General features: G+C 56.2%; 16 protein-coding genes. 10 read left to right on the top strand and 6 right to left on the bottom strand.

All coding sequences use genetic code 11. The annotated features are described in order from the left end of the window. Nucleotides 1-6 precede the first annotated feature (6 nt). Both J1C54_RS05990 and mtnC read left to right on the top strand, forming a co-directional pair. Entirely contained in the window at nucleotides 7-552 is a 546-nt protein-coding gene (locus tag J1C54_RS05990) for an acireductone dioxygenase (RefSeq protein WP_229145869.1), read from the top strand. Nucleotides 553-556: 4 nt separating this feature from the next. Then, on the top strand, nucleotides 557-1231 hold the full coding sequence (mtnC, locus tag J1C54_RS05985; RefSeq protein ID WP_229145868.1) for an acireductone synthase: 675 nt from the start codon (nucleotides 557-559) through the stop codon (nucleotides 1229-1231). On the opposite strand, the gene rraA is transcribed toward mtnC, so the two are convergent. From rraA to J1C54_RS05965, 4 genes are read right to left on the bottom strand one after another with little or no spacing between them, the layout of a single operon-like run. Beyond that, nucleotides 1228-1710 carry a ribonuclease E activity regulator RraA gene (rraA, locus tag J1C54_RS05980; RefSeq protein ID WP_229145867.1) on the bottom strand — a complete coding sequence of 161 codons (483 nt, stop codon included), beginning with the start codon at nucleotides 1708-1710 and terminating at the stop codon, nucleotides 1228-1230. The genes mtnC and rraA overlap by 4 nt on opposite strands. Before the next feature lie 3 nt (nucleotides 1711-1713). Continuing rightward, nucleotides 1714-2385 carry an NAD(P)H-binding protein gene (locus tag J1C54_RS05975; RefSeq protein ID WP_229145866.1) on the bottom strand — a complete coding sequence of 224 codons (672 nt, stop codon included), beginning with the start codon at nucleotides 2383-2385 and terminating at the stop codon, nucleotides 1714-1716. Beyond that, on the bottom strand, nucleotides 2382-4616 hold the full coding sequence (locus J1C54_RS05970) for a response regulator (protein WP_229145865.1): 2235 nt from the start codon (nucleotides 4614-4616) through the stop codon (nucleotides 2382-2384). The genes J1C54_RS05975 and J1C54_RS05970 overlap by 4 nt, the downstream gene beginning before the upstream one ends. A 28-nt stretch (nucleotides 4617-4644) precedes the next feature. Continuing rightward, nucleotides 4645-6960, bottom strand: a complete 2316-nt coding sequence (locus tag J1C54_RS05965; protein ID WP_229145864.1) for an RND family transporter — start codon at nucleotides 6958-6960, stop codon at nucleotides 4645-4647. Between the two features lie 162 nt (nucleotides 6961-7122). Here J1C54_RS05965 and J1C54_RS05960 point away from each other — a divergent pair, with 162 nt between their 5' ends. From J1C54_RS05960 to J1C54_RS05935, 6 genes are all read left to right on the top strand, one after another. Beyond that, nucleotides 7123-7500 carry a MerR family DNA-binding transcriptional regulator gene (locus J1C54_RS05960; protein WP_229145863.1) on the top strand — a complete coding sequence of 126 codons (378 nt, stop codon included), beginning with the start codon at nucleotides 7123-7125 and terminating at the stop codon, nucleotides 7498-7500. A 15-nt stretch (nucleotides 7501-7515) separates the two neighbouring features. Continuing rightward, nucleotides 7516-8679 carry an isovaleryl-CoA dehydrogenase gene (locus J1C54_RS05955; protein WP_229145862.1) on the top strand — a complete coding sequence of 388 codons (1164 nt, stop codon included), beginning with the start codon at nucleotides 7516-7518 and terminating at the stop codon, nucleotides 8677-8679. 132 nt (nucleotides 8680-8811) lie between these two features. Then, nucleotides 8812-10419 carry a carboxyl transferase domain-containing protein gene (locus J1C54_RS05950; RefSeq protein ID WP_229145861.1) on the top strand — a complete coding sequence of 536 codons (1608 nt, stop codon included), beginning with the start codon at nucleotides 8812-8814 and terminating at the stop codon, nucleotides 10417-10419. A gap of 10 nt (nucleotides 10420-10429) precedes the next feature. After that, nucleotides 10430-11209: an enoyl-CoA hydratase/isomerase family protein gene (locus tag J1C54_RS05945; RefSeq protein ID WP_229145860.1), complete on the top strand. Its 780-nt coding sequence runs from the start codon at nucleotides 10430-10432 to the stop codon at nucleotides 11207-11209. Then, on the top strand, nucleotides 11206-13167 hold the full coding sequence (locus J1C54_RS05940; protein ID WP_229145859.1) for a biotin carboxylase N-terminal domain-containing protein: 1962 nt from the start codon (nucleotides 11206-11208) through the stop codon (nucleotides 13165-13167). The genes J1C54_RS05945 and J1C54_RS05940 overlap by 4 nt, the downstream gene beginning before the upstream one ends. Further along, the gene (locus J1C54_RS05935; protein ID WP_229145858.1) at nucleotides 13164-15113 is read left to right on the top strand and encodes an acetoacetate--CoA ligase; all 1950 of its coding nucleotides are present in this window, start codon (nucleotides 13164-13166) and stop codon (nucleotides 15111-15113) included. Before J1C54_RS05940 ends, J1C54_RS05935 begins: the two co-directional genes overlap by 4 nt. Before the next feature lie 16 nt (nucleotides 15114-15129). On the opposite strand, the gene J1C54_RS05930 is transcribed toward J1C54_RS05935, so the two are convergent. Then, nucleotides 15130-16158, bottom strand: a complete 1029-nt coding sequence (locus J1C54_RS05930; RefSeq protein ID WP_229145857.1) for a DUF4062 domain-containing protein — start codon at nucleotides 16156-16158, stop codon at nucleotides 15130-15132. Between the two features lie 149 nt (nucleotides 16159-16307). Between J1C54_RS05930 and J1C54_RS05925 the strand changes: the two genes are divergently transcribed. Beyond that, complete coding sequence (locus J1C54_RS05925) at nucleotides 16308-17060, top strand: ParA family protein (RefSeq protein ID WP_229145856.1); 753 nt, start codon at nucleotides 16308-16310, stop codon at nucleotides 17058-17060. Here J1C54_RS05925 and J1C54_RS05920 read toward each other — a convergent pair. Continuing rightward, on the bottom strand, nucleotides 17057-18079 hold the full coding sequence (locus J1C54_RS05920; protein WP_229145855.1) for a hypothetical protein: 1023 nt from the start codon (nucleotides 18077-18079) through the stop codon (nucleotides 17057-17059). The genes J1C54_RS05925 and J1C54_RS05920 overlap by 4 nt on opposite strands. Before the next feature lie 31 nt (nucleotides 18080-18110). On the opposite strand from J1C54_RS05920, the gene recQ reads away from it, so the two are divergent. Next, nucleotides 18111-19919 carry a DNA helicase RecQ gene (recQ, locus tag J1C54_RS05915; protein WP_229145854.1) on the top strand — a complete coding sequence of 603 codons (1809 nt, stop codon included), beginning with the start codon at nucleotides 18111-18113 and terminating at the stop codon, nucleotides 19917-19919. Nucleotide 19920: the final 1 nt, after the last annotated feature.

Below are 19920 nucleotides of genomic sequence, written 5' to 3'. Positions count from 1 at the left end.
TTACCAATGAGCGAAATTCGCATTTGTCACGACAAGGATGCCAGCAACCCCATTCTGGAGAGCAGTGAGCACAGCGAGATCAGCCGCTTGCTCAATGAAGCGGGTGTGCGTTTTGAACAGTGGCAGACCGATGCCAGCGTCGCGCCAGGTGATAGTCAGGAGAAAGTCATTGCCGCCTACCGCGCGGATATCGACCGTCTGATTGCCGAACAGGGCTATCAGACGGTCGACGTGGTCAGTTTGAACAGTGATCATCCGCAAAAGGCAGAACTGCGCAAGAAGTTTCTAGACGAGCATCGTCATAGCGAGGATGAAGTGCGTTTCTTTGTTGCCGGCAGCGGTCTGTTCAGCCTGCATATCGGCAATAAAGTCTATGAAGTGCTATGCGAACAAGGGGACCTTATTTCCGTACCAGCCAACACACCACATTGGTTCGATATGGGTCCGAACCCTTACTTTATTGCCATCCGTTTATTCAACAACCCGGAAGGCTGGGTTGCTAATTTCACCGGCTCTGATATCGCCAGCCGCTTCCCACGCCTGGAGAACTGAGTCCATGGTCAAGGCGGTTGTCACTGACATTGAAGGCACCACCAGCAGCATCTCTTTCGTCAAAGAGGTCCTGTTTCCCTACGCAGCAGAGCACATGGCAACCTTTCTGCGAGAACACTGGGGCGAGCCGGCCGTGCAAGAGCAAATTCATGCACTGGCCACTGATACTGGCCTCGAAGTGGCGACCGCCGAACAAGCCAATCGTATTCTGCAACAGTGGATTCGCGAGGATCGCAAAGCGACACCTTTGAAAGCCCTGCAAGGAATGATCTGGAAAGACGGGTACCAGTCCGGTGCCTATACCGCCCACCTTTACCCGGACACCGCCCCTGCCCTGCGCCGCTGGCACGCTGCCGGCCTGCCATTGTATGTATATTCATCAGGCTCGATTGCCGCACAGAAGCTATTTTTCGGCTTCAGTGATGCGGGAAATCTAACGCCTCTGTTCAGTGGCTATTTTGACACCACTACGGGCATGAAGCAGGAAGCCGAGTCATACCGCAGAATTGCAGAGGCTATTACCCTGCCGGCCGGGGAGATTGTATTTCTATCGGATATCGAAGGTGAATTGAATGCCGCCCGGCAGGCCGGCTTGCAGACTGTGCTGCTTGACCGGGATGGTAAGAAGCCGGCAAGCAGCCACAAGTGCGTGCGGTCTTTTGCAGAGATTTCCTTTTAGAGCAGCTTCTCGCTGGACACCACTACGCCATTATTATCCACGTATACATGATCACCAGGCTGGATAGTCACACCCCCAAAAGTAATGTCGATATTCAGTTGCCCCTCACCTCGCCGCACAGATTTTAACGGCACACAGCCAAGCGTCACTACGCCAAGATCAAGTTTTCTGAGCTCGTCCACATCGCGGCAAGCGCCATAGATCAGTACTCCACTCCATCCATTCTTGACCGCGCTTTCACCAATCATGTCGCCAATCAAAGCCATGCGCAGGGAGCCGCCACCATCAACCACCAGCACCTTGCCTTGACCATCGGTGGCCAGAGTTTCCTTGACGCGCGAGTTATCCTCGAAGCATTTGACGGTAACCGCCTCGCCGTGAAAAGCATTACGCCCCCCATAGCTGTGCCACTGTAATCCGCTAAGCACACGGACTTTGTCTTCATTAGCGTCACAGATATCACAGGTTACAAAGCTCACAGATCACCTCAGTTGTTGGGCATATTTTTGCAGCTTGGCGTAGCGCAAACGATACACGCCTGCTGCGGCATCACTCAGTGCAGCGGCCACCATGGCATCCGCCACTGTCTGGGCCTCAACGGGCAGCCAGTCCGCTTTCGTCCAGTTTACCAGCGGCATAAGCACGCCCATGGCTTTAAGCCCAAACTGCTCACCAAAACGAAATTCGTTGCGCGCACCCTTAAGCAGCGATGGCTGCATAAAAAATGTGAGCGGAATCTTCTTGTCTATGATCTGCTGCTCTGCCAGCCCTTTGGTACGGGCATAGAATGCTAGAGCACGGGGATTGGCATTCACCGCTGAAACCATAATAAACCGGGTGGCACCACCAGACTTGGCCTGCTCTGCAGCAGCCACGCAGTAATCCAGATCGACTCGGATAAAAGCCTCTTTTGAACCGGCCTGGCGCAGGGTCGTACCGAGACAGCAGAAAACATCATCAACGGAAAACTCCGCCAGATAATCCTCCATCTGGTCAAAATTCGCCTGCACAAAGCGGATCTTTGGATGCGTCAATTCCGGCGGCCGGCGGCCAAGCACGGTAATCTGCTGCCACTCATCACGCTGCAGCAGCCGATTTAATAGCAAACCACCCACTAATCCGGTGGCGCCCAGCACAACAGCACGACGACTCATGGCGTGTTCTCTTCTTCTGAGGGGTCAACTTCATCATTTCGCAGCCAATGGCTGAGAATGATCTCCAGGTCTTCAAGATGCACCGGTTTAGCCATGTAATCATCCATACCGGCAGCGAGGCAGTGCGCCTCCACGCCCTCCATAGTATTAGCAGTCATCGCCACGATTGGAACATGAAGCTCCGTGCCTTCCTCGCGCGCTCGAATAATACGCGTAGTCTCAAATCCATCCACCTCTGGCATCATGCAGTCCATCAGAATCAGGTCAAAGGATTCACGCTCTAACAGGGTCAACGCGGCTCTGCCATCACCGACCGTTTTCACCTGATAGCCAAGCTTGTCGAGCATGCCTCGGGTAACAATCTGGTTGATTTCATTATCCTCTACCAATAGCAGGCGCCAGCGCTTTCGCTGAGCTTTGTCAGGCTCACTGGCAACCCGTCTGTCTTCCGTGGGCCGAGTGCTTTCCAGGTCAAAAAGACTGCGCAGAGATTCACGCAATGTACGTCTATGAACTGGCTTCACCAACACATCAAGACGCGGAGATTTACCCTTGAGCTGCTGAACGGAATGATCGCCGCGTTCCGCCAGTGTGGTAAGCAGTATGACTCGCATGGCAGCCAGCTTGGGGTCGTCCAGCACCGTGCGAGCCAGATTCAGAGCGGAATCACGGCGCACAAAGGTATCAACTAGCAGCACAGAGAAGCTGGTGTGCTCGCGCAGACCTCCGCGCAGCGCTTGCAAAGCATGATCATAATCATTGGCACTCACGCAGTTCACATCCAGCGCTTCAATTTCCTCGGTCAGGGCGGCAACACTGCCAGTCGCAGCACCGGCAATCAGCACAGACTGGCCGGCCATCACAGTACGTAGCTTGTCCCGGCTTTGCATATCGGGTTGCATGCCGACTTTGGCATTGAACGAGAAACGACTGCCTTTGCCCGGCTCGCTAGTGGCATCGATACTTCCCCCCATGGCCTCAACCAGGCCTTTACACACCAGCAAACCAAAGCCGGTACGACGGGCAGAAAAGAGATCCTCACCTTCCTCAAGCGCTTCATCATGAAACAAGCCTGCCAAGGTGGCCGGTTCCATACCCGCACCCTGGTCTGTAACGGACACCTTGAGCATGCCATCCTGATCTGACAGTGCAGAGAAGCTGATCTCGACACAGATCTCACCTTGCTCACTGAACTTGATCGCATTGCTAATCAGATTATTAATGATTTGCATAAGCCGCTCGCGGTCGCCGCGTAGCCGCTCTGGCAAATAATGATCGACCACGCAAGACAGCTCCAGGCCATCGTGCTGTGCCGCGGCACCATAGGCATCCAGACTTTCCTCCAGAGCAGTGCGCAAATCAAACCAGTCCGGATTCAGGGTGATTCGACGAGTCAATACACGACTGTAATCCAGCACATCATCAATCAGGGTTAACAGCAGGTTGCCCGATTGGGTGGCGTGCAAATGGTACTCAAGCTGCTCGTCATCCATGCGCGTCTCGCGCATCAGGGAGAGCATCCCCATAATTGAGTTCATGGGCGTGCGGATTTCATGGGCAAGCCGGTAAACCAGACTAAGCTGGATCTGGTTAGAGGCAAGCTTCACTGGCTGAGTCGCTTCCACAGGCGCACGCCGCTCTCGGTTCAGGCCATGCCAGAAAGCCAGATACTGCTCGCGATAAAGACGGGAAAGATACAGCAGGTAGACGGCCAACAACGCAGCCAGAACCAGCCCCTCAACATTTTTTAACGACAGTAATGCTGCGATACCCGGCGCCAGCATCAAAATGGCGTAGCTCTGCCGAATCCTCAGCGCCGCCATCCAGGATGTGCTCAATGCGGTAGCAACGCCGATGGCATAGACCACCACCAGCAGAAAGTTAAAGGAGGTTCCATCCAGAACCACTATAACGGCTAACAGCAGCCCCCAGACCAGTGCATGAGCCAGCAAACCAAAGCCAAAGAGTCGCCGCCAGCGCCCCGGCGCTGCGCCATAAAGACTATCAAATCGAGCCATCAGGAAGATGCGATAGATCGCTGTGACGATAATTGCGAGGCCAAAACCCAGAGTCAGCGACTGCTCCTCATGATACAGCTGGCCAACACTGCCGAGCACGAAAAACACCATCAGAGCGGCGAGCATCCCTGGCACCGATGTGCGGGCGGCAGCATAGTCGATCCTGCGCAGCACCTTGCGGTCTTTCATCGGCGGTGGCGACTGGCTCGGCATGGGCAATTCCCGGAAAATTTCGAGGGGCTTAAGTTACCACTGCCCCCTCTCCCCTGCCACTACGGCGACGCCGGTCAAGCTCGATCAACATTGGCACAAAGAAGAAGAAATCGACCACCAATGCCATGGCGATGGTGATCGCAGACAGCTGGCCCATGCTCGAATTGGGGTAGAAGTTGCTGGTACCGATCACCGCAAAATTAGCCACCAACACCACTGAGGTAGCGATTAAGGCCACCCCCACGGTACGGAAGGCATAGCGCACTGCATCTGCGGTACCAAGGCCATGCTCGCGCTTCGCTCGGACATACTTGCTGAGGAAGTGGACGGTATCATCCACCACAATACCCAGGGTCATGCAGGCCACCACGGATACCGCCAGACCAATCTCTCCACTAACCAAGCCCCACAGTCCGAAAGCCATGGCGGCGGGAAGCAAGTTGGGTAATAACGACAGAAATCCATACCACCAGGAGCGCAGCGCCAATACCAGCAACAGAGACACGCTGAGCAAAGCCAGCACGGCGCCGGTGAGCATGCTCTCGATATTCTTCATAGTCACCCGGCCAAACAGGATATCCATGCCCGTGCCACGGGCCTGCATCTGCTGCGGCCAGTTGGCATTCATCCACGCCTCTACCCGGTCATTGAAATCAAGTACCGGGTGCGAGCCAATGTTCTCCAGCATCAGTACGACCCGGGCATATTCCTTGTTGATATCCAGCTGACTTTCCAGACCGAGCCCCTGCGGCAGGGACAGCTCATACATCAGGGTGTACTGACTGATCAGATCACGTCGATCCGGCACCCGGTAAAACTCCCCATTCCCGCCGTTGAGGTCACGATTGAGGCGTTTGATAACGTCGGTGTAGGCACTGACGTAGCGCACCTCTGGCTGCTGCTCGAGCCAGTCCACCAACTTGTCAAGATTGTGCAAAAAATCCGGCTCCATGGCGGCTCCTGCCTGACCACTGGGCACCATGTAGTCAATACGATGCATCCCAGTCAGCTCACGCATGGCAAAATCATTTACCCTCCGCACCTCAAAAGACCGATCGAAGTATTCATTAAACACATCGTTAATGGTGTTTAGCGGAATACAGGCAACCAGCATCAGGACCAATGCCCCCATGCCCAGCAACAGGCGTCTATGGTGGCCGATAACCCATTCCGCCAGAGCATTCATCCACGGCTGGTAATCCGTTTGCCGCTGTGCCGTAACTCGGTGAGGCACCAACATAACCAGAGCCGGCAGCAGCGCCACTGAAAGCAGGAAGGCAATGAGCACCCCCATAAAAACCACATCACCCAGAGCCCTGAATGGTTGGGAATCGGAGAAGTTGAGAATGGCAAAGCCTATCGCTGTGGTCAGGCTAGTCAGCCATACCGGTTGAAAATTGACTCGCAAGCTTTCCAGCATGGCAGCACGCTTGAGATTGCCTGCCAGCCTTTCGTGACGGTAGGTGGCGAGGATATGCACACAGTCCGCCACTGCCAAAGTAAGGATCATGGCGGGGGCCATCCCCACCACAGGCGAGAACTCGATACCCAGCCAGACGGACGCGCCCATTGCCATGCCAATGGACAGGCCAACCACAGCAATCACGATGCCGGTAAACAGCGCGCTGCGCAGAATCAGCAAAAGACAGAGCAACATGGCCAAAAACGCCAGCGGCAGGGTAAACGACATGGCCTGATCGGTAGCCTGTCGGGTGGCCTCGGCAAACACCACGGTGCCGGTCAGGAGAAATTCGATGTCCGGATAACGCTCGGCAAACTGCAACGCCAGCTGCCGTGAGGCCTCAGTAATCATTGGCGCCTCACGGCTTCCCTCTGCCATGGTCACCGTCACTACGACACCGGCCACATGGCCGCTGGCAGAAATACTACGACCAATCAGCGAGGGCTCATTCAGGGCAATCTGGCGAATTCTGGCAACCTGTTCGTCACTGAGCTGCGCAGCGTCCTCAACCAGATAGCTAACGGTAAGATCATCCTGATCCACCTCGGTATGCTGGAAGTTGGTCAGAGAATCGACCCGGGTGGAGTTAGGCAGGGTCCAGGCTGCCTCAGTGAGCTCCTCGAGCGCAGCCAGGTTATCCCGGGTAAAGATGTCTCCGTTGGCCGGGTGGACAATAAAGTAAACCGCCTCGTTGCTGGTAAACCGATCTTCCAGCTCGCGGAACAAACGATAGTCCGGGTTATCTTCGCTAAAGAAAATGCGTGGATCGTTATTGTTGGTAAAGTCCTTCAAGCTCACCGTGGCAAGGCCGGCCAGCAGCACGGTAAGCACAACGACCAGCCAGGGGTGGTCTACAACCAGACGGTTCCAGCGATCAAGCATGGCGGCAAGCTCTTATTAGGGACAACAGAGTGTATACCAGCCCAATCTAGTGAAAAGCGTCTTTATGTGACGATATCGAGCGGCAAATCTGCCAGCTACTAGTTTACGTTAACGTAAACTTCTCCTAAACTCACTTCACCTCTGCTAACGCCCAGACCTGCCATGACAGCTAAGAAAAAGACCTCCTGGAGCATTGGCGATCTGGCCCGGGAATTTGACGTAACCACCCGAACCATTCGCTTCTATGAAGATGAGGGACTGCTGCAGCCCGAGCGTCGCGGGCAAACGCGGGTTTACAGTGCAGCCGACCGTACTGCGCTAAAGCTTATCCTGCGTGGCAAACGGCTGGGCTTTTCCCTGGCTGAAAGCCGGCAGCTGATTCAAATGTACAACCCGGACGCCAATCGCGCCCAACTGGAAGCGCTACTTGGCAAGATCCACGAACGTCGTGCCCAACTGATCCAGCAGCTGCGCGATATTGAAGTGATGCAACTGGAACTGGACGAGGCCGAACAGCGCTGCCTCGAGTTCCTTAAATAACCAACGGAGAGATCCATGACCTTCCCCTCCCTGAACCACGATCTCGGTGAAACTCTGGATGCACTGCGTGACAGCGTGCGCGCCTTTGCCAGTAATGAAATCGCCCCTCAGGCGGCGGAGATCGATCGCAGCAACCAATTCCCTATGGAGCTATGGCGCAAGATGGGTGATATGGGGCTGCTTGGTATGACTGTTGGCGAAGAGTACGGCGGCACTGGCATGGGCTACATGGCTCACACCATTGTTATGGAGGAAATATCCAGAGCATCCGCCTCCGTAGGGCTGTCCTACGGCGCCCATTCAAATCTTTGCGTAAACCAGATCTGGCTCAATGGCAACGATGACCAACGCGCAAAATATCTGCCCAAGCTGGTCAGTGGCGAACATGTTGGCGCACTGGCAATGAGCGAGCCAGGAGCCGGCTCAGATGTGGTCAGCATGAAGCTGCGGGCCGAAAAGCGCGGCGACCATTACCTGCTGAATGGCAACAAGATGTGGATCACCAATGGGCCCGATGCCAACACCTATGTGATTTATGCGAAGACCGATCTTCAGGCAGGTCCCCGCGGCATCACGGCGTTTATCGTCGAACGTGACCTCCCCGGTTTTTCCCGGGCGCAGAAGCTGGACAAGCTGGGCATGCGTGGCTCGAATACCTGTGAGCTGGTTTTCCAGAACTGCGAAGTGCCAGCGCAGAACATTCTGGGCAAGGAAGGCGATGGTGTGCGAGTGCTGATGAGCGGCCTCGACTATGAGCGCACCGTGCTGTCCGGCGGCTGTATTGGTTTGATGCAGGCGTGCATGGATGTGGTTGTCCCTTATGTGCATGAGCGCAAGCAGTTTGGTCAGGCAATCGGTGAATTTCAGCTAATGCAAGGCAAGCTGGCAGACATGTACGTAATGCTGAATGCCAGTCGCGCCTATTTGTATGCGGTGGCGCGCGCCTGTGATCGCGGAGAAACAAGCCGCAAGGATGCTGCCGGCGCAATTCTGTATTGCGCCGAGAATGCCACCAAGATGGCACTTGAGGCCATTCAGGTACTCGGTGGCAATGGCTATATCAATGACTATCCGACTGGACGTTTCCTGCGCGACGCCAAGCTGTATGAGATTGGTGCCGGCACCAGTGAGATTCGGCGGATGCTGATTGGCCGGGAGCTGTTTAAAGAAACTTCCTGATTTTCTGTGCGCTATTAAAAGCGGCTTGGGGCAGTTTTCCTGACGATGACAGATTGTGCGAACTGATGAATAGCGTGAGGAGTATGTGGCTTCTCTCTCGCGACCGAAAAACAGACAAGAGGCACCCGAACGATGCCGAAAATCCACAGCAACATCCAGACCGGATCAGCCGAGTTCGCCGCCAACCGCGAGCACAACCTGAAACTGCGCGCTGACCTCAAAGGCATGCTAGACCGCATCGCCCATGGTGGAGGCGAAGCGGCGGAAGAAAAACTCAGGCAGCGCGGCAAGCTGCCCGTGCGCGAGCGCATCAATCGACTGCTGGACCCTGGCTCCCCGTTTCTGGAGCTCTCTGCATTAGCCGCTGAAGGTGTCTATGGTGAGGATGTCCCGGCCGCAGGATGCGTCGGTGGTATTGGCCGTGTGGAAGGCATTGAGTGTGTCATCGTCGCCAATGACCCCACCGTAAAAGGGGGTAGCTACTATCCCCTCACGGTAAAAAAACACCTTCGCGCTCAGGCCGTCGCCGCCGAGAATAACCTGCCCTGCATATACCTGGTGGACTCCGGTGGCGCCAATCTGCCGCGTCAGGATGAAGTATTCCCGGATCGAGAACATTTTGGCCGGATCTTTTTCAACATGGCCAACATGTCCGCCCGCGGCATCCCGCAAATAGCTGTCGTATTAGGCTCCTGCACTGCTGGTGGTGCCTATGTACCGGCTATGGCGGATGAAACCATTATGGTGCGCAACAACGGCACCATCTTTCTCGCCGGACCGCCGCTGGTCAAAGCGGCCACCGGCGAAGAAGTTACAGCGGAAGATTTGGGTGGCGCGGCACTGCACTGCGAACAATCGGGAGTTGCTGATCATCTTGCCGAAGACGAGCCACACGCTCTGCAACTGACTCGTCAGTGCATCAAGAGACTAAACTGGCGCAAGCCCGAGCAGCTCGACATTCGCCCTGCCCGACCACCCGCATTTAACCCGGAAGAGCTACTGGGCATTATTCCGCCCAGCACCCGCCAACCCATGCCGGTGCGGGAAATCATTGCCCGAATTGTGGATGACTCTGATCTGGATGAGTTCAAAAGCCGCTATGGCACAACCCTGGTCACTGGCTTTGCTCGCATACATGGCATTCCCGTGGGGATCGTCGCCAATGACGGTGTGCTCTACTCTGAATCCGCGTTAAAAGGAGCGCACTTCGTCGAACTGTGCAATCAACGTAAGACCCCACTAATCTTCCTGCAGAACATCACTGGCTTTATGGTTGGCAAGAAGTACGAAGCCGAAGGCATTGCCAAACACGGCGCCAAGATGGTCAACGCCGTAGCCTGTGCACGGGTGCCAAAATTTACCGTAGTGATTGGTGGCAGTTTTGGTGCCGGAAACTATGGCATGTGCGGCCGCGCCTATGATCCGCGCTTTTTGTTTATGTGGCCAAACGCGCGAATCTCTGTGATGGGTGGAGAGCAGGCAGCCAGCGTGCTCACTCAAGTCAAGGGCGCTTCTCTGCGTAATAAGGGGAAAAGCTGGACCAAGGAAGAAGCAGAAGCATTCAAAGCAGAAATGGTCGATCGCTACGACACCATGGCGCGACCCGTTTATGCAAGTGCACGTTTGTGGGATGACGGCGTGATTGATCCCGCAGATACCCGCGATGTGCTCGGCCTGTCTTTGTCGGCCAGCCTCAATGCAGAGATCAGCGAAACACGCTACGGCGTGTTCCGCATGTAAGGAAAAAGCCATGAGCATCTCCCTGACAGTGGAAAAGGATCTGGCACGGATCACACTGGACAACCCGGCAAAATACAACGCCTTCGATGATGCCATTATTGAAGAGCTGATTAGTGCCTTCAATGCAGCCTCCGCCAACGACAATGTACGCATCATTGTTCTTGGCGCTAACGGCAAGCACTTCAGCGCAGGAGCGGATCTGAACTGGATGAAACGCATGGGAGAACTGGACCGGACACAAAACCGGGCCGACTCTCTGCGCCTGGCGGAGCTGATGCGAACCATCGATAGGGCAGGCAAACCAGTGATCTGTCGGGTTCAGGGCGCTGCCTTCGGCGGCGCTCTGGGCTTGATTTGCGCGTGTGATATCGCCATTGCCAGTGACGACGCCCGTTTCTGTCTCAGCGAGGTCAAACTAGGCATCCTGCCTGCGGTTATTGCTCCCTATGTAGTGCGTGCCATGGGCCCCCGTCAGGCGCAGCGCTATTTTATGACCGCAGAGATCATTCCAGCAGCCGTTGCCGAACGACTGGGTATTGTTCACGAGCTAGCAACCGCCGATCAGCTTGATGAGCGTATTCAGGCGATTATTCAGGCACTGCGTCAGGGCGCACCGCTGGCACAACTGAAAAGCCGCGACCTGATTGAACAAGTGGCTGATCGGCCCATTGATGCAGACGTAATCGGGTACACCGCCGATCTGATTGCCTGCCTGCGCACCGAAGATGAAGGCCGCGAAGGCCTAACCGCCTTTCTCGACAAGCGCACACCGCGCTGGAGTGCATCATGATCAAACGTCTTCTGATCGCCAACCGCGGTGAAATTGCCCGGCGCATTATTCGCACCTGTCGAGCCAACGGCATTGAAACAGTTGCCGTGTATTCTGATGCCGACGCTAATCTAGCCCATGTCCGCGAAGCGGATATGGCGGTACGACTTGGCCCAGCACCGGCTCGGGAAAGCTATCTGGATATCAGCAAAGTGATGGCCGCAGCGGTCAGTAGCGGCGCCGATGCGGTTCATCCCGGCTACGGCTTTCTCTCCGAGAACACCGCCTTTGCCGCAGCCTGCACCGAGGCTGGAATTATCTTTGTCGGTCCGCCGGCGAAAGCCATTGAACTGATGGGCGACAAGGCAGCAGCACGCAAGCTAATGACGGAAAGCGGCGTCCCGGTCCTGCCAGGCTGTGATCAGGATATCCGTGATGACAACCAGCTACTGGAGGAAGCAAAACAGATAGGCTTCCCACTTCTGGTCAAAGCCGTAGCCGGCGGTGGCGGTAAAGGCATGCGAGTAGTGCACCGCGAAGCAGACTTCATCGAAGCCTTGCATAGTGCCCGCCGCGAGGCCAAGGCAGCCTTTGGCGACGACCGCGTTCTACTCGAACGATACCTGTCCAGCGCCCGCCACATCGAAGTGCAAGTGTTCGCCGATCAGCATGGTCAGGCCCTGCATCTGTTCGAGCGAGATTGCTCTGTGCAGCGGCGTCACCAGAAAATCATCGAAGAGGCGCCTGCACCGGGTTTAACCGAGAGCCAGCGCATCGCGGTGGGAGAAGCTGCGGTGCAAGCCGCCCAAGCTATCGATTATGTTGGTGCCGGCACCGTGGAGTTCCTGTTTGCCGATGGTCATTTCTACTTTATGGAAATGAACACGCGCCTGCAGGTGGAGCACCCGGTAACTGAAATGATCACCGGCGAGGATCTGGTTTGGTGGCAGCTCTGTGTTGCCTCCGGCAACCCGCTACCCAAGCGGCAGCATGAGCTTCGTATTCATGGCGCTGCCATGGAAGTGCGCATCTATGCGGAAGATCCATGGCAGAACTTTATGCCCTCCTCTGGCCTGCTCAACACACTGGTTTGGCCCCATGGTAATGCCAGAGTAGACAGTGGCTATGAACAGGGTGACAGGGTTGAATCCTTCTACGATCCAATGATTGCCAAGATCATTTGTCATGGTGAAGACCGCGACGCAGCGCGCCAAAAACTGATGCAAGCACTATCTACCACCATGATCGACGGCATTCATCACAACTGCGGGTTTCTTTATCAGGTACTTGGTAGCGCCGCTTTCGCCAATGCCGAGCTGGATACACGTCTGCTGGAGCGACATGCTCAGCTAATGGAAAAGCCCCACCTCCAGCCTGAGCTGGTAGCAGTAGCGGCGGCGGCGGCACTGACAGATACCCAGCCAGGTGGCGATCCTTGGCAATCACTCAATGGCTGGCGTCCATTCGCCAGGCAGCTACAGCAATATGAGTTGATGGTCGATGGCAACGGCGTGCTGGTGCAGATTAATGTTGATGGCCACCAATGCGGCGCAAAGGTTAACGGCGAGCAGCGTACCCTTCACTGGCACAAGGATCAAAAGCAGGTATCTCTGGCCTGGGGAAGCGACACACTCAAGGCACAATTTATCCATCAGCATAACGGTGTACTTTTGAATGTATGCGCGGACAGCATCTCCATCAGCGATGTGGACAGCCGCCGCGGACAACAACAACACGGTAGCCGCCACGCTCCCTTCGCCGCACCGATGAGCGGCACCGTGGTGGCATTGCATGTGGCACCGGGAGCAGCGGTGAGCGCGGGGACTGCCGTGGTTACAATGGAGGCCATGAAGATGGAGCATACCCTGAGAGCACCGGCGGACGGCATAATCAGTGACCTGCTCGCCAGCATTGGCGAGCAGGTCAGCGAGGGTGCCCTGTTGGCACAGTTCGAGCCCGGGCAAGCGGAGCAGCCATGACTCAGCAAATGCCTCTGTGGAGCCCGTCGCCAGAGCGTCGCAACGCCAGCCGCATGCAGGCCTTTCTGGAAAGCGTCGAACGACTGCACAACTGCACGCTTAATAACTATCAGGAACTGCATCATTGGTCCGTCGCACATCCGGATGCGTTCTGGAAGCATATCTGGAAATTCTGCGACATCGTTGGTGAGAACCCGGGCACAACCGTACTTCAGCGCGGCGAGCGCTTTCAGGACAGTCACTGGTTTCCCGAGGCAAGACTGAATTTTGCGGAGAACTTGCTCAAGCGTCGCGATAACGATCTGGCAATTATTGCGGTGGATGAAATCGGCAGCCGCACTGAGCTGAACTGGCATCAGCTATATGAACGTGCTGGACACTTTGCCGCTGCATTGAAACGTCACGGCATTGCTCCAGGTGACCGTATCGCAGGTTATATGCCCAACCGCATTGAGGCTGTGATTGCGGCGCTGGGCGCCAGCTGGATCGGCGCTGTCTGGTCGTCCTGCTCGCCTGATTTTGGTGTCAGCGCGGTACTCGATCGATTCGGCCAGATACAACCGCGTATCCTGGTTGCCGCAGATCACTATCACTACAACGGCAAACTTATCGATCTGGCTCCCCGGGTATCTGAGATTGCCAATCAGTTACAGGTGGAGTGTCTGGTTTGTGTGGCGCAGACATCAGTCCCCACTACGGTTCCAAGCGTGACGCTGGAGGATTGGCTAGACGATACTGACGGCATTCCGGAGTTTGTTCGCTTACCCTTCGAACACCCGCTATATATCCTCTATTCATCTGGCACTACTGGGGTACCGAAATGCATCGTCCATGGTGCCGGTGGCACCCTGCTTCAACATGCCAAAGAGCTGCAACTTCACAGTGATATCGGCGCCAAAGACCGACTTTTCTATTTCACCACCTGTGGCTGGATGATGTGGAACTGGCTGGTGTCGGGCTTACAGGCCGGAGCCAGTATCGTGCTCTATGATGGCAACCCGGCATGGCCAGACACCGCCAGGCTATTCGACTTGATTGATGCCGAGCAGATCAGTCACTTTGGCACCAGCGCCAAATTTATTCAGGCGGTGGAAAAGTCTGGTTTGAAACCTATGCAGAAGCATTCTTTGAAAACGTTGCAAGTCCTGTTCTCCACGGGCTCACCGCTACTGCATGAAAGCTACGATTATATCTATCGAGATGTGAAAGCCGATCTACTGGTAGCATCGATTTCCGGGGGTACGGATATCGTCTCCTGCTTTGCCTTGGGCAACCCTCTATTACCGGTATTCCGTGGCGAACTGCAATGTCTTGGCTTGGCAATGGATGTGGCCGTATATAGTGACGCCGGTATATCAGTAGATAATCAAAAAGGCGAGTTGGTCTGCCGCACCCCATTTCCCTCCATGCCGATTGGTTTCTGGAACGATCCAGACGGCAGCAAATACCAGCGTGCTTACTTCAGCCGCTTCGAAAATGTCTGGGCCCATGGTGACTACGCAGAAACACGGCCCCATGAAGATCACACTGGACTCATTATTCATGGTCGCAGTGATGCCGTCCTAAACCCGGGAGGGGTACGCATTGGCACGGCGGAAATTTACCGGCAGGTAGAAGCTCTGACGGAAATTCGTGAAAGCATAGTAGTTGGTCAGGACTGGCAAGGTGATGTGCGGGTAGTGCTGTTTGTAGTACTGCAACCGGAATATCAAATGAGCGAACAGCTACAGGCCCGGATTCGCAGAGCCATACGAGACGGAGCCAGTCCACGCCATGTACCAGCTAAAATCCTTCAGGTGGAAGCTATTCCGAGAACCGTCAGCGGGAAAATTGTCGAGCTGGCAGTGAGAGAAGTGATTCATGGCCGACCGGTAACCAATCAGGGTGCACTGGCCAACCCGGAGGCGCTACAGTACTTCCGTGATCGCCCCGAACTAAATCAATAAATCGGGGCGGCCAGATTTAACTACGAATAAGCGACAGCACCTGTGTCATGGTGTGATCACCATGCGGCGTCAGCTGCCACCAGATCTGGCCGGTGGCTTCACGCGCCGGATTCTTACGAATCAGGCCCAGTGCCCGTAATTGAATCTTGACCTGATTGAATGATGCCGTAGACAACACCACATTGCGCACCGCATGTGCTTTCGGCATCAACTGCTGGACATCGACCAGAGCCCGAGCGGCAATGGCTTCCTCCAATGCCTCGCGCATTACGGCCTCGGGCACTTCATTCATCATCTGCGGGCCCACTGCCGCAAACACCTGGTCCCAGGTCATCTTGCTGTCGGCCATGGTGACCTTGCAGTCACCCTTAATATAGGCGTTGCAACTGTACTGAAGGGTTACGCTGTCACTGCCGCGAGCCAGTGTGTCCAGCGGTGGCCGCCAGCCGGCAGTCAATTCACTTTTTTCTCTTTCCAGATCCTCAATGCGTTTCTTCAGATCCTGAACTTCACGTACCTGAGATAGGTCTGCCACCTGACCTGCACGCACCCAGCCGGGGGCCGGGTTCTGGCGAATCAATACCGGCATGGACTTGCGCACCACCTCGGCGAGGTCCGCAGGGTTGCTCCAGTGACGAAAAATGGCGGCCTTTTCCTGCACCAGCTTGCGAAAATCACGGAACCGCACATCGCCCTCGCGAGTGGTTTCGCGACGATCAGGCGTCAACGACTCGGGATGGTCGTGTAGAAAGGCAATCACCGGCTTTTTCTTGGTGGCTGCATAGACATATTCACGGTGGGTATAGCTCAGGCCAATGGGCGACAACGAGCCATAACGCCCACCCACCAGCACAACATAGTAGTCACATTCATTGATGACCTTCTGGATCATCGGCCACTGGTTATTCTGCTCAGAGGGATAGAGCTCCATCCCCGTGGGAATCATACCCATGGAGAGCAGAGCCATCATCAGCTCCTGCCGGGCATCCTGCAGGTCTGCAAAGGTTGAGCTGACAAACACCTGATACTTCTTGTCGCTGGTCACGAAGAGCCCCGGGGAGAGATCACATTAATGCGGCGGTAGGCGTGTATTTAATCCCCTTTGCCGATCATCCACAACCCGAACAGGAGCGGACATCCTCCGCCGGCCATGCTAGCCTGCCAAGAAAAAGGGGCCGCAGAGCAAGGAGCAGCATGCATACCATTGCCTTCTATAACCTGAAAGGTGGGGTCGGAAAGACCTCTACTGCCGTCAATCTCGCCTGGCACGCAGCACGCTGGAAACACCGAACCCTACTGTGGGACCTGGACCCACAGGGCGCCGCCAGCTTCTATTTGGGAGCGGATAACGAAAAGGGCTATAAAGCGGGCAGTCTTCTCAAGGGTCGCCAGCCGATCGGCCGGCTCAAGGTCGGCACGCGCTGGGAAGGCCTGGATGTGATCCCATCGGACATCACCCTGCGCAACCTGGACATCAAACTCAGTGAGGCAGGCAACCCTCGTAGCGCCTTGAAGAAGCTCATCGAACCCCTTGGCGAGCACTATCGACTAACGCTATTGGACTGCCCGCCCACCCTGAGCCCACTGGCAGAAAGCATATTTGCCGCCGCCGATGTGCTGGTAATACCGGTCATTCCCAGCCACCTGTCACTACGCTCGCTGGAACAGGTCAGGACATGGCTGAAAGAGAAAAACTACGGAAACCTGAAGGTGCTGCCATTTTTCAACATGGTCGACCGGCGCCGCCTGCTGCATCTGGAAATGATCGCCAAACCGCCGGCCGCCATGCGCGGAGGCCTGCAGACCTACATCCCCTACTCCACCCATGTGGAGCAGATGGGCGAGCATCGGGCGCCTGTCGGTGAGTTTGCCAGCCATACTCCGGCTGCGCGCGCTTACCGTCATCTATGGTTTGAACTGGCTGGCAAGCTCAAGCTGCATGGCTAGAGCAGGCCGTCTTCGCCATAACAGCTCTGGGCCACCAGATTCTGGGCCAGGATGAAGCGGTCCTGAGCGTTACTGGCGGTAATCTCTGCCACCTTAAGAAAAGTCAGCAACCAGTAGCCTTCATTCTCGGTAAAGCGCAGCTCTATTGGCATGCGCCCTCTGGGTAGGGCCGCCTTCTCGGCGATCACCACCAGCCGGCGACCATCGCGGCGAATCTTGTAACCTTGGTTCGGGTAAGCGATTTCCACGCAGGCAAGGAAATTACTCAAGCTACGTTCTGACACCTGTCCAGCGCTGTAAGCCAATGACTTGTCCTGCACGTTCAACTCGGCCAGCGCCTGATGAACTGCAGCCGCCTGCAAGGCCACTGCCAATGACTCAATACGAGATTGCCGCGTGGCCATTTGCTGCTTGATCTGCTCCTCTCTGGCTTGCTGCTTCTGCATCTGGCGGCGTCGCAGACCCTCCTCAAGCTGACGACGCTCCGTGAGCAAGCGTTGCTGCTCGCGACGGGCCAGCAGTGCCTGCCAAGCCTCCTCAATCAGCCCATCAAGACGCTGCGCCTCGCGCTGACGGGCAAGCGCTGCCTGCACGTCAGCCTCGCAGGTTGGCAGTAAACGGCCTTCCAGCTCACGCCGCGGGACAGTTCGGTTCTGCCGCCACATCTCGGCCAGCACATCACAGGAGCCATGGACACCCAGAGTCTCAATTGACTGAAAATCCAGCCCGGCCACTTGCGCCGGCGGCATAGCTCGGTCAATAAGTGCCGCCAGTGAATCCGGGGCATTTTCGCGCAAAGCTGTGCAACCAGTTGCCAGCAGGCAAAAGGAGGTCAAGACAATCGTCGACCAGCGGGGAAGGACAGAAACCATACGTCTGTGCAGCTCGGGCAGTACCAATGTGTGAGCATCCTCGGCCATACGGCGCAAGAACACCGTGAACCATGCACGGTCTTTGCTCTGTAGCGTGCGACAACCTTGTAGCGCTGGCTTTATACCTGATTCGCCGCGGTTCTGCATGTGGCGCTCGCAACAGCTATACTCGCCCCCCATGACTGATGCCCACCATATTCTCCAACACACCTTTGGCTACAGCAGCTTTCGCGGCCCCCAGCAGGCGATTATCGATAGTCTGATCGGTGGCGGTGATGCGCTGGTAGTGATGCCCACCGGCGGCGGTAAATCACTGTGCTACCAGATTCCTGCACTGGCCCGCGAGGGCGTCGGTGTAGTGATCAGCCCACTGATTGCCCTGATGCAAGATCAGGTCAGTGCCCTGCGCGAACTGGGGGTCCGGGCTGGCTTCCTTAACTCCACACTGAGCGCTGCCGAGGTATGGCAGACTGAGCAAGCGCTGCAACAAGGCGAGCTGGACATGCTCTACGTAGCGCCGGAGCGGCTGATCCAGCCTCGCACTCTTGCCTTGCTTGCCAGCTGCCAGATTGCCCTGTTCGCCATCGACGAGGCCCACTGCGTGGCCCAGTGGGGGCATGATTTCCGTGCCGACTACCTGCGCCTGAACGTTTTGCAGGAGCAGTTCCCGAACATCCCTCGCATTGCACTGACGGCCACCGCCGACGCCCGCACCCGTGACGAGATTACCGAGCGCTTGTCACTGCACAAGGCGCAACAATTCATTAGCGGCTTCGACCGGCCCAATATCCAGTACCGCATACGTCAGAAAGACAAGCCTCGCCAGCAGTTGCTACGCTTCCTGCGTGAGGAGCAAAGCAGTAATGCCGGCATCGTCTATTGCCTGAGCCGGGCGAAAGTCGAGCAAACCGCCGAATGGCTGAGCGGCGAAGGCTTCACTGCCCTGCCCTATCATGCGGGCCTTCCCGCCAGCCTGCGCGCCACCCATCAAAAACGTTTTCTCCGCGAAGACAGCGTCATCATGGTGGCCACTATTGCTTTCGGTATGGGCATCGATAAACCCGACGTACGCTTTGTTGCTCATCTGGACCTGCCGAAAAGTATCGAGGCCTACTATCAGGAAACCGGCCGCGCCGGGCGTGATGGCGATCCGGCCACCGCCCTGTTGCTGTATGGCCTGGAAGATGTAGTAAAGCTGCGCCAGATGATGGCAGGCTCGGAGGGGAGTGAAGAATTCAAACGGCACGAGCAGCAGCGCCTCAATGCCATGCTCGGCCTGTGTGAGATCACCAGTTGCCGACGTCAGGCACTGTTACGCTACTTCGGCGATGAACTACCGAAACCCTGCGGCAACTGCGATAACTGCCTGACCCCACCGGATACCTGGGACGCCACAGAAGCGGTACAGAAAGCCCTGTCCTGCGTCTATCGCACCGGCCAACGCTACGGCGCTATCCATGTGATTGAGGTACTGCGTGGCAGTAGCAGTGAGAAAGTCACCAGCGCTGGCCATGACAAGCTATCCACCTGGGGCATTGGCCGCGAACTCGGTCAGGATGAGTGGCGGGCAATCATGCGCCAGCTTGTCGCTCAGGGCTATCTGGACGTGGACCCGGATGGTTTTGGCACCCTGCGGTTAACAGAGCGCTGCAGGGCCATTCTGCGGGGAGAAGAAAAAATCTCTCTGCGCCGTGACAAGGTCTCCGTGCCTATTGCAGCTGCCAGCAGCAAACGCCGTCATCAGGATATCGAGCCTGCTGACCGCGAGCTGTGGCAGGCACTTCGCAGTTGCCGCAAACGTCTGGCCGAAGAGCACGGTGTTCCACCCTACGTTATTTTCAACGACGCCACCTTACGCGACATGCTTGAGCAACGCCCAACAACTGCCAGTGCCATGCTTAGTGTAAGTGGCGTGGGTGACGTCAAGCTGGAGCGATTTGGCGGCCAGTTTCTTGAGGTCATCCGGGAGTTTGAATATCCAGCTTGAT

Source organism: Alcanivorax sp. 1008 (genome assembly GCF_020667895.1).
In the GTDB taxonomy this organism is placed as follows: domain Bacteria; phylum Pseudomonadota; class Gammaproteobacteria; order Pseudomonadales; family Alcanivoracaceae; genus PGZG01.
This window is presented reverse-complemented; position numbering and strand designations above follow the sequence as displayed.

Coding starts and splice junctions, on each gene's coding strand:
- J1C54_RS05990 (WP_229145869.1), top strand. CDS start 7: ATGAGCGAAATTCGCATTTGTCACGACAAGGATGCCAGCAACCCCATT.
- mtnC (WP_229145868.1), top strand. CDS start 557: ATGGTCAAGGCGGTTGTCACTGACATTGAAGGCACCACCAGCAGCATC.
- J1C54_RS05975 (WP_229145866.1), bottom strand. CDS start 2,385: ATGAGTCGTCGTGCTGTTGTGCTGGGCGCCACCGGATTAGTGGGTGGT.
- J1C54_RS05970 (WP_229145865.1), bottom strand. CDS start 4,616: ATGCCGAGCCAGTCGCCACCGCCGATGAAAGACCGCAAGGTGCTGCGC.
- J1C54_RS05965 (WP_229145864.1), bottom strand. CDS start 6,960: ATGCTTGATCGCTGGAACCGTCTGGTTGTAGACCACCCCTGGCTGGTC.
- J1C54_RS05960 (WP_229145863.1), top strand. CDS start 7,123: ATGACAGCTAAGAAAAAGACCTCCTGGAGCATTGGCGATCTGGCCCGG.
- J1C54_RS05955 (WP_229145862.1), top strand. CDS start 7,516: ATGACCTTCCCCTCCCTGAACCACGATCTCGGTGAAACTCTGGATGCA.
- J1C54_RS05950 (WP_229145861.1), top strand. CDS start 8,812: ATGCCGAAAATCCACAGCAACATCCAGACCGGATCAGCCGAGTTCGCC.
- J1C54_RS05945 (WP_229145860.1), top strand. CDS start 10,430: ATGAGCATCTCCCTGACAGTGGAAAAGGATCTGGCACGGATCACACTG.
- J1C54_RS05940 (WP_229145859.1), top strand. CDS start 11,206: ATGATCAAACGTCTTCTGATCGCCAACCGCGGTGAAATTGCCCGGCGC.
- J1C54_RS05935 (WP_229145858.1), top strand. CDS start 13,164: ATGACTCAGCAAATGCCTCTGTGGAGCCCGTCGCCAGAGCGTCGCAAC.
- J1C54_RS05925 (WP_229145856.1), top strand. CDS start 16,308: ATGCATACCATTGCCTTCTATAACCTGAAAGGTGGGGTCGGAAAGACC.
- J1C54_RS05920 (WP_229145855.1), bottom strand. CDS start 18,079: ATGCAGAACCGCGGCGAATCAGGTATAAAGCCAGCGCTACAAGGTTGT.
- recQ (WP_229145854.1), top strand. CDS start 18,111: ATGACTGATGCCCACCATATTCTCCAACACACCTTTGGCTACAGCAGC.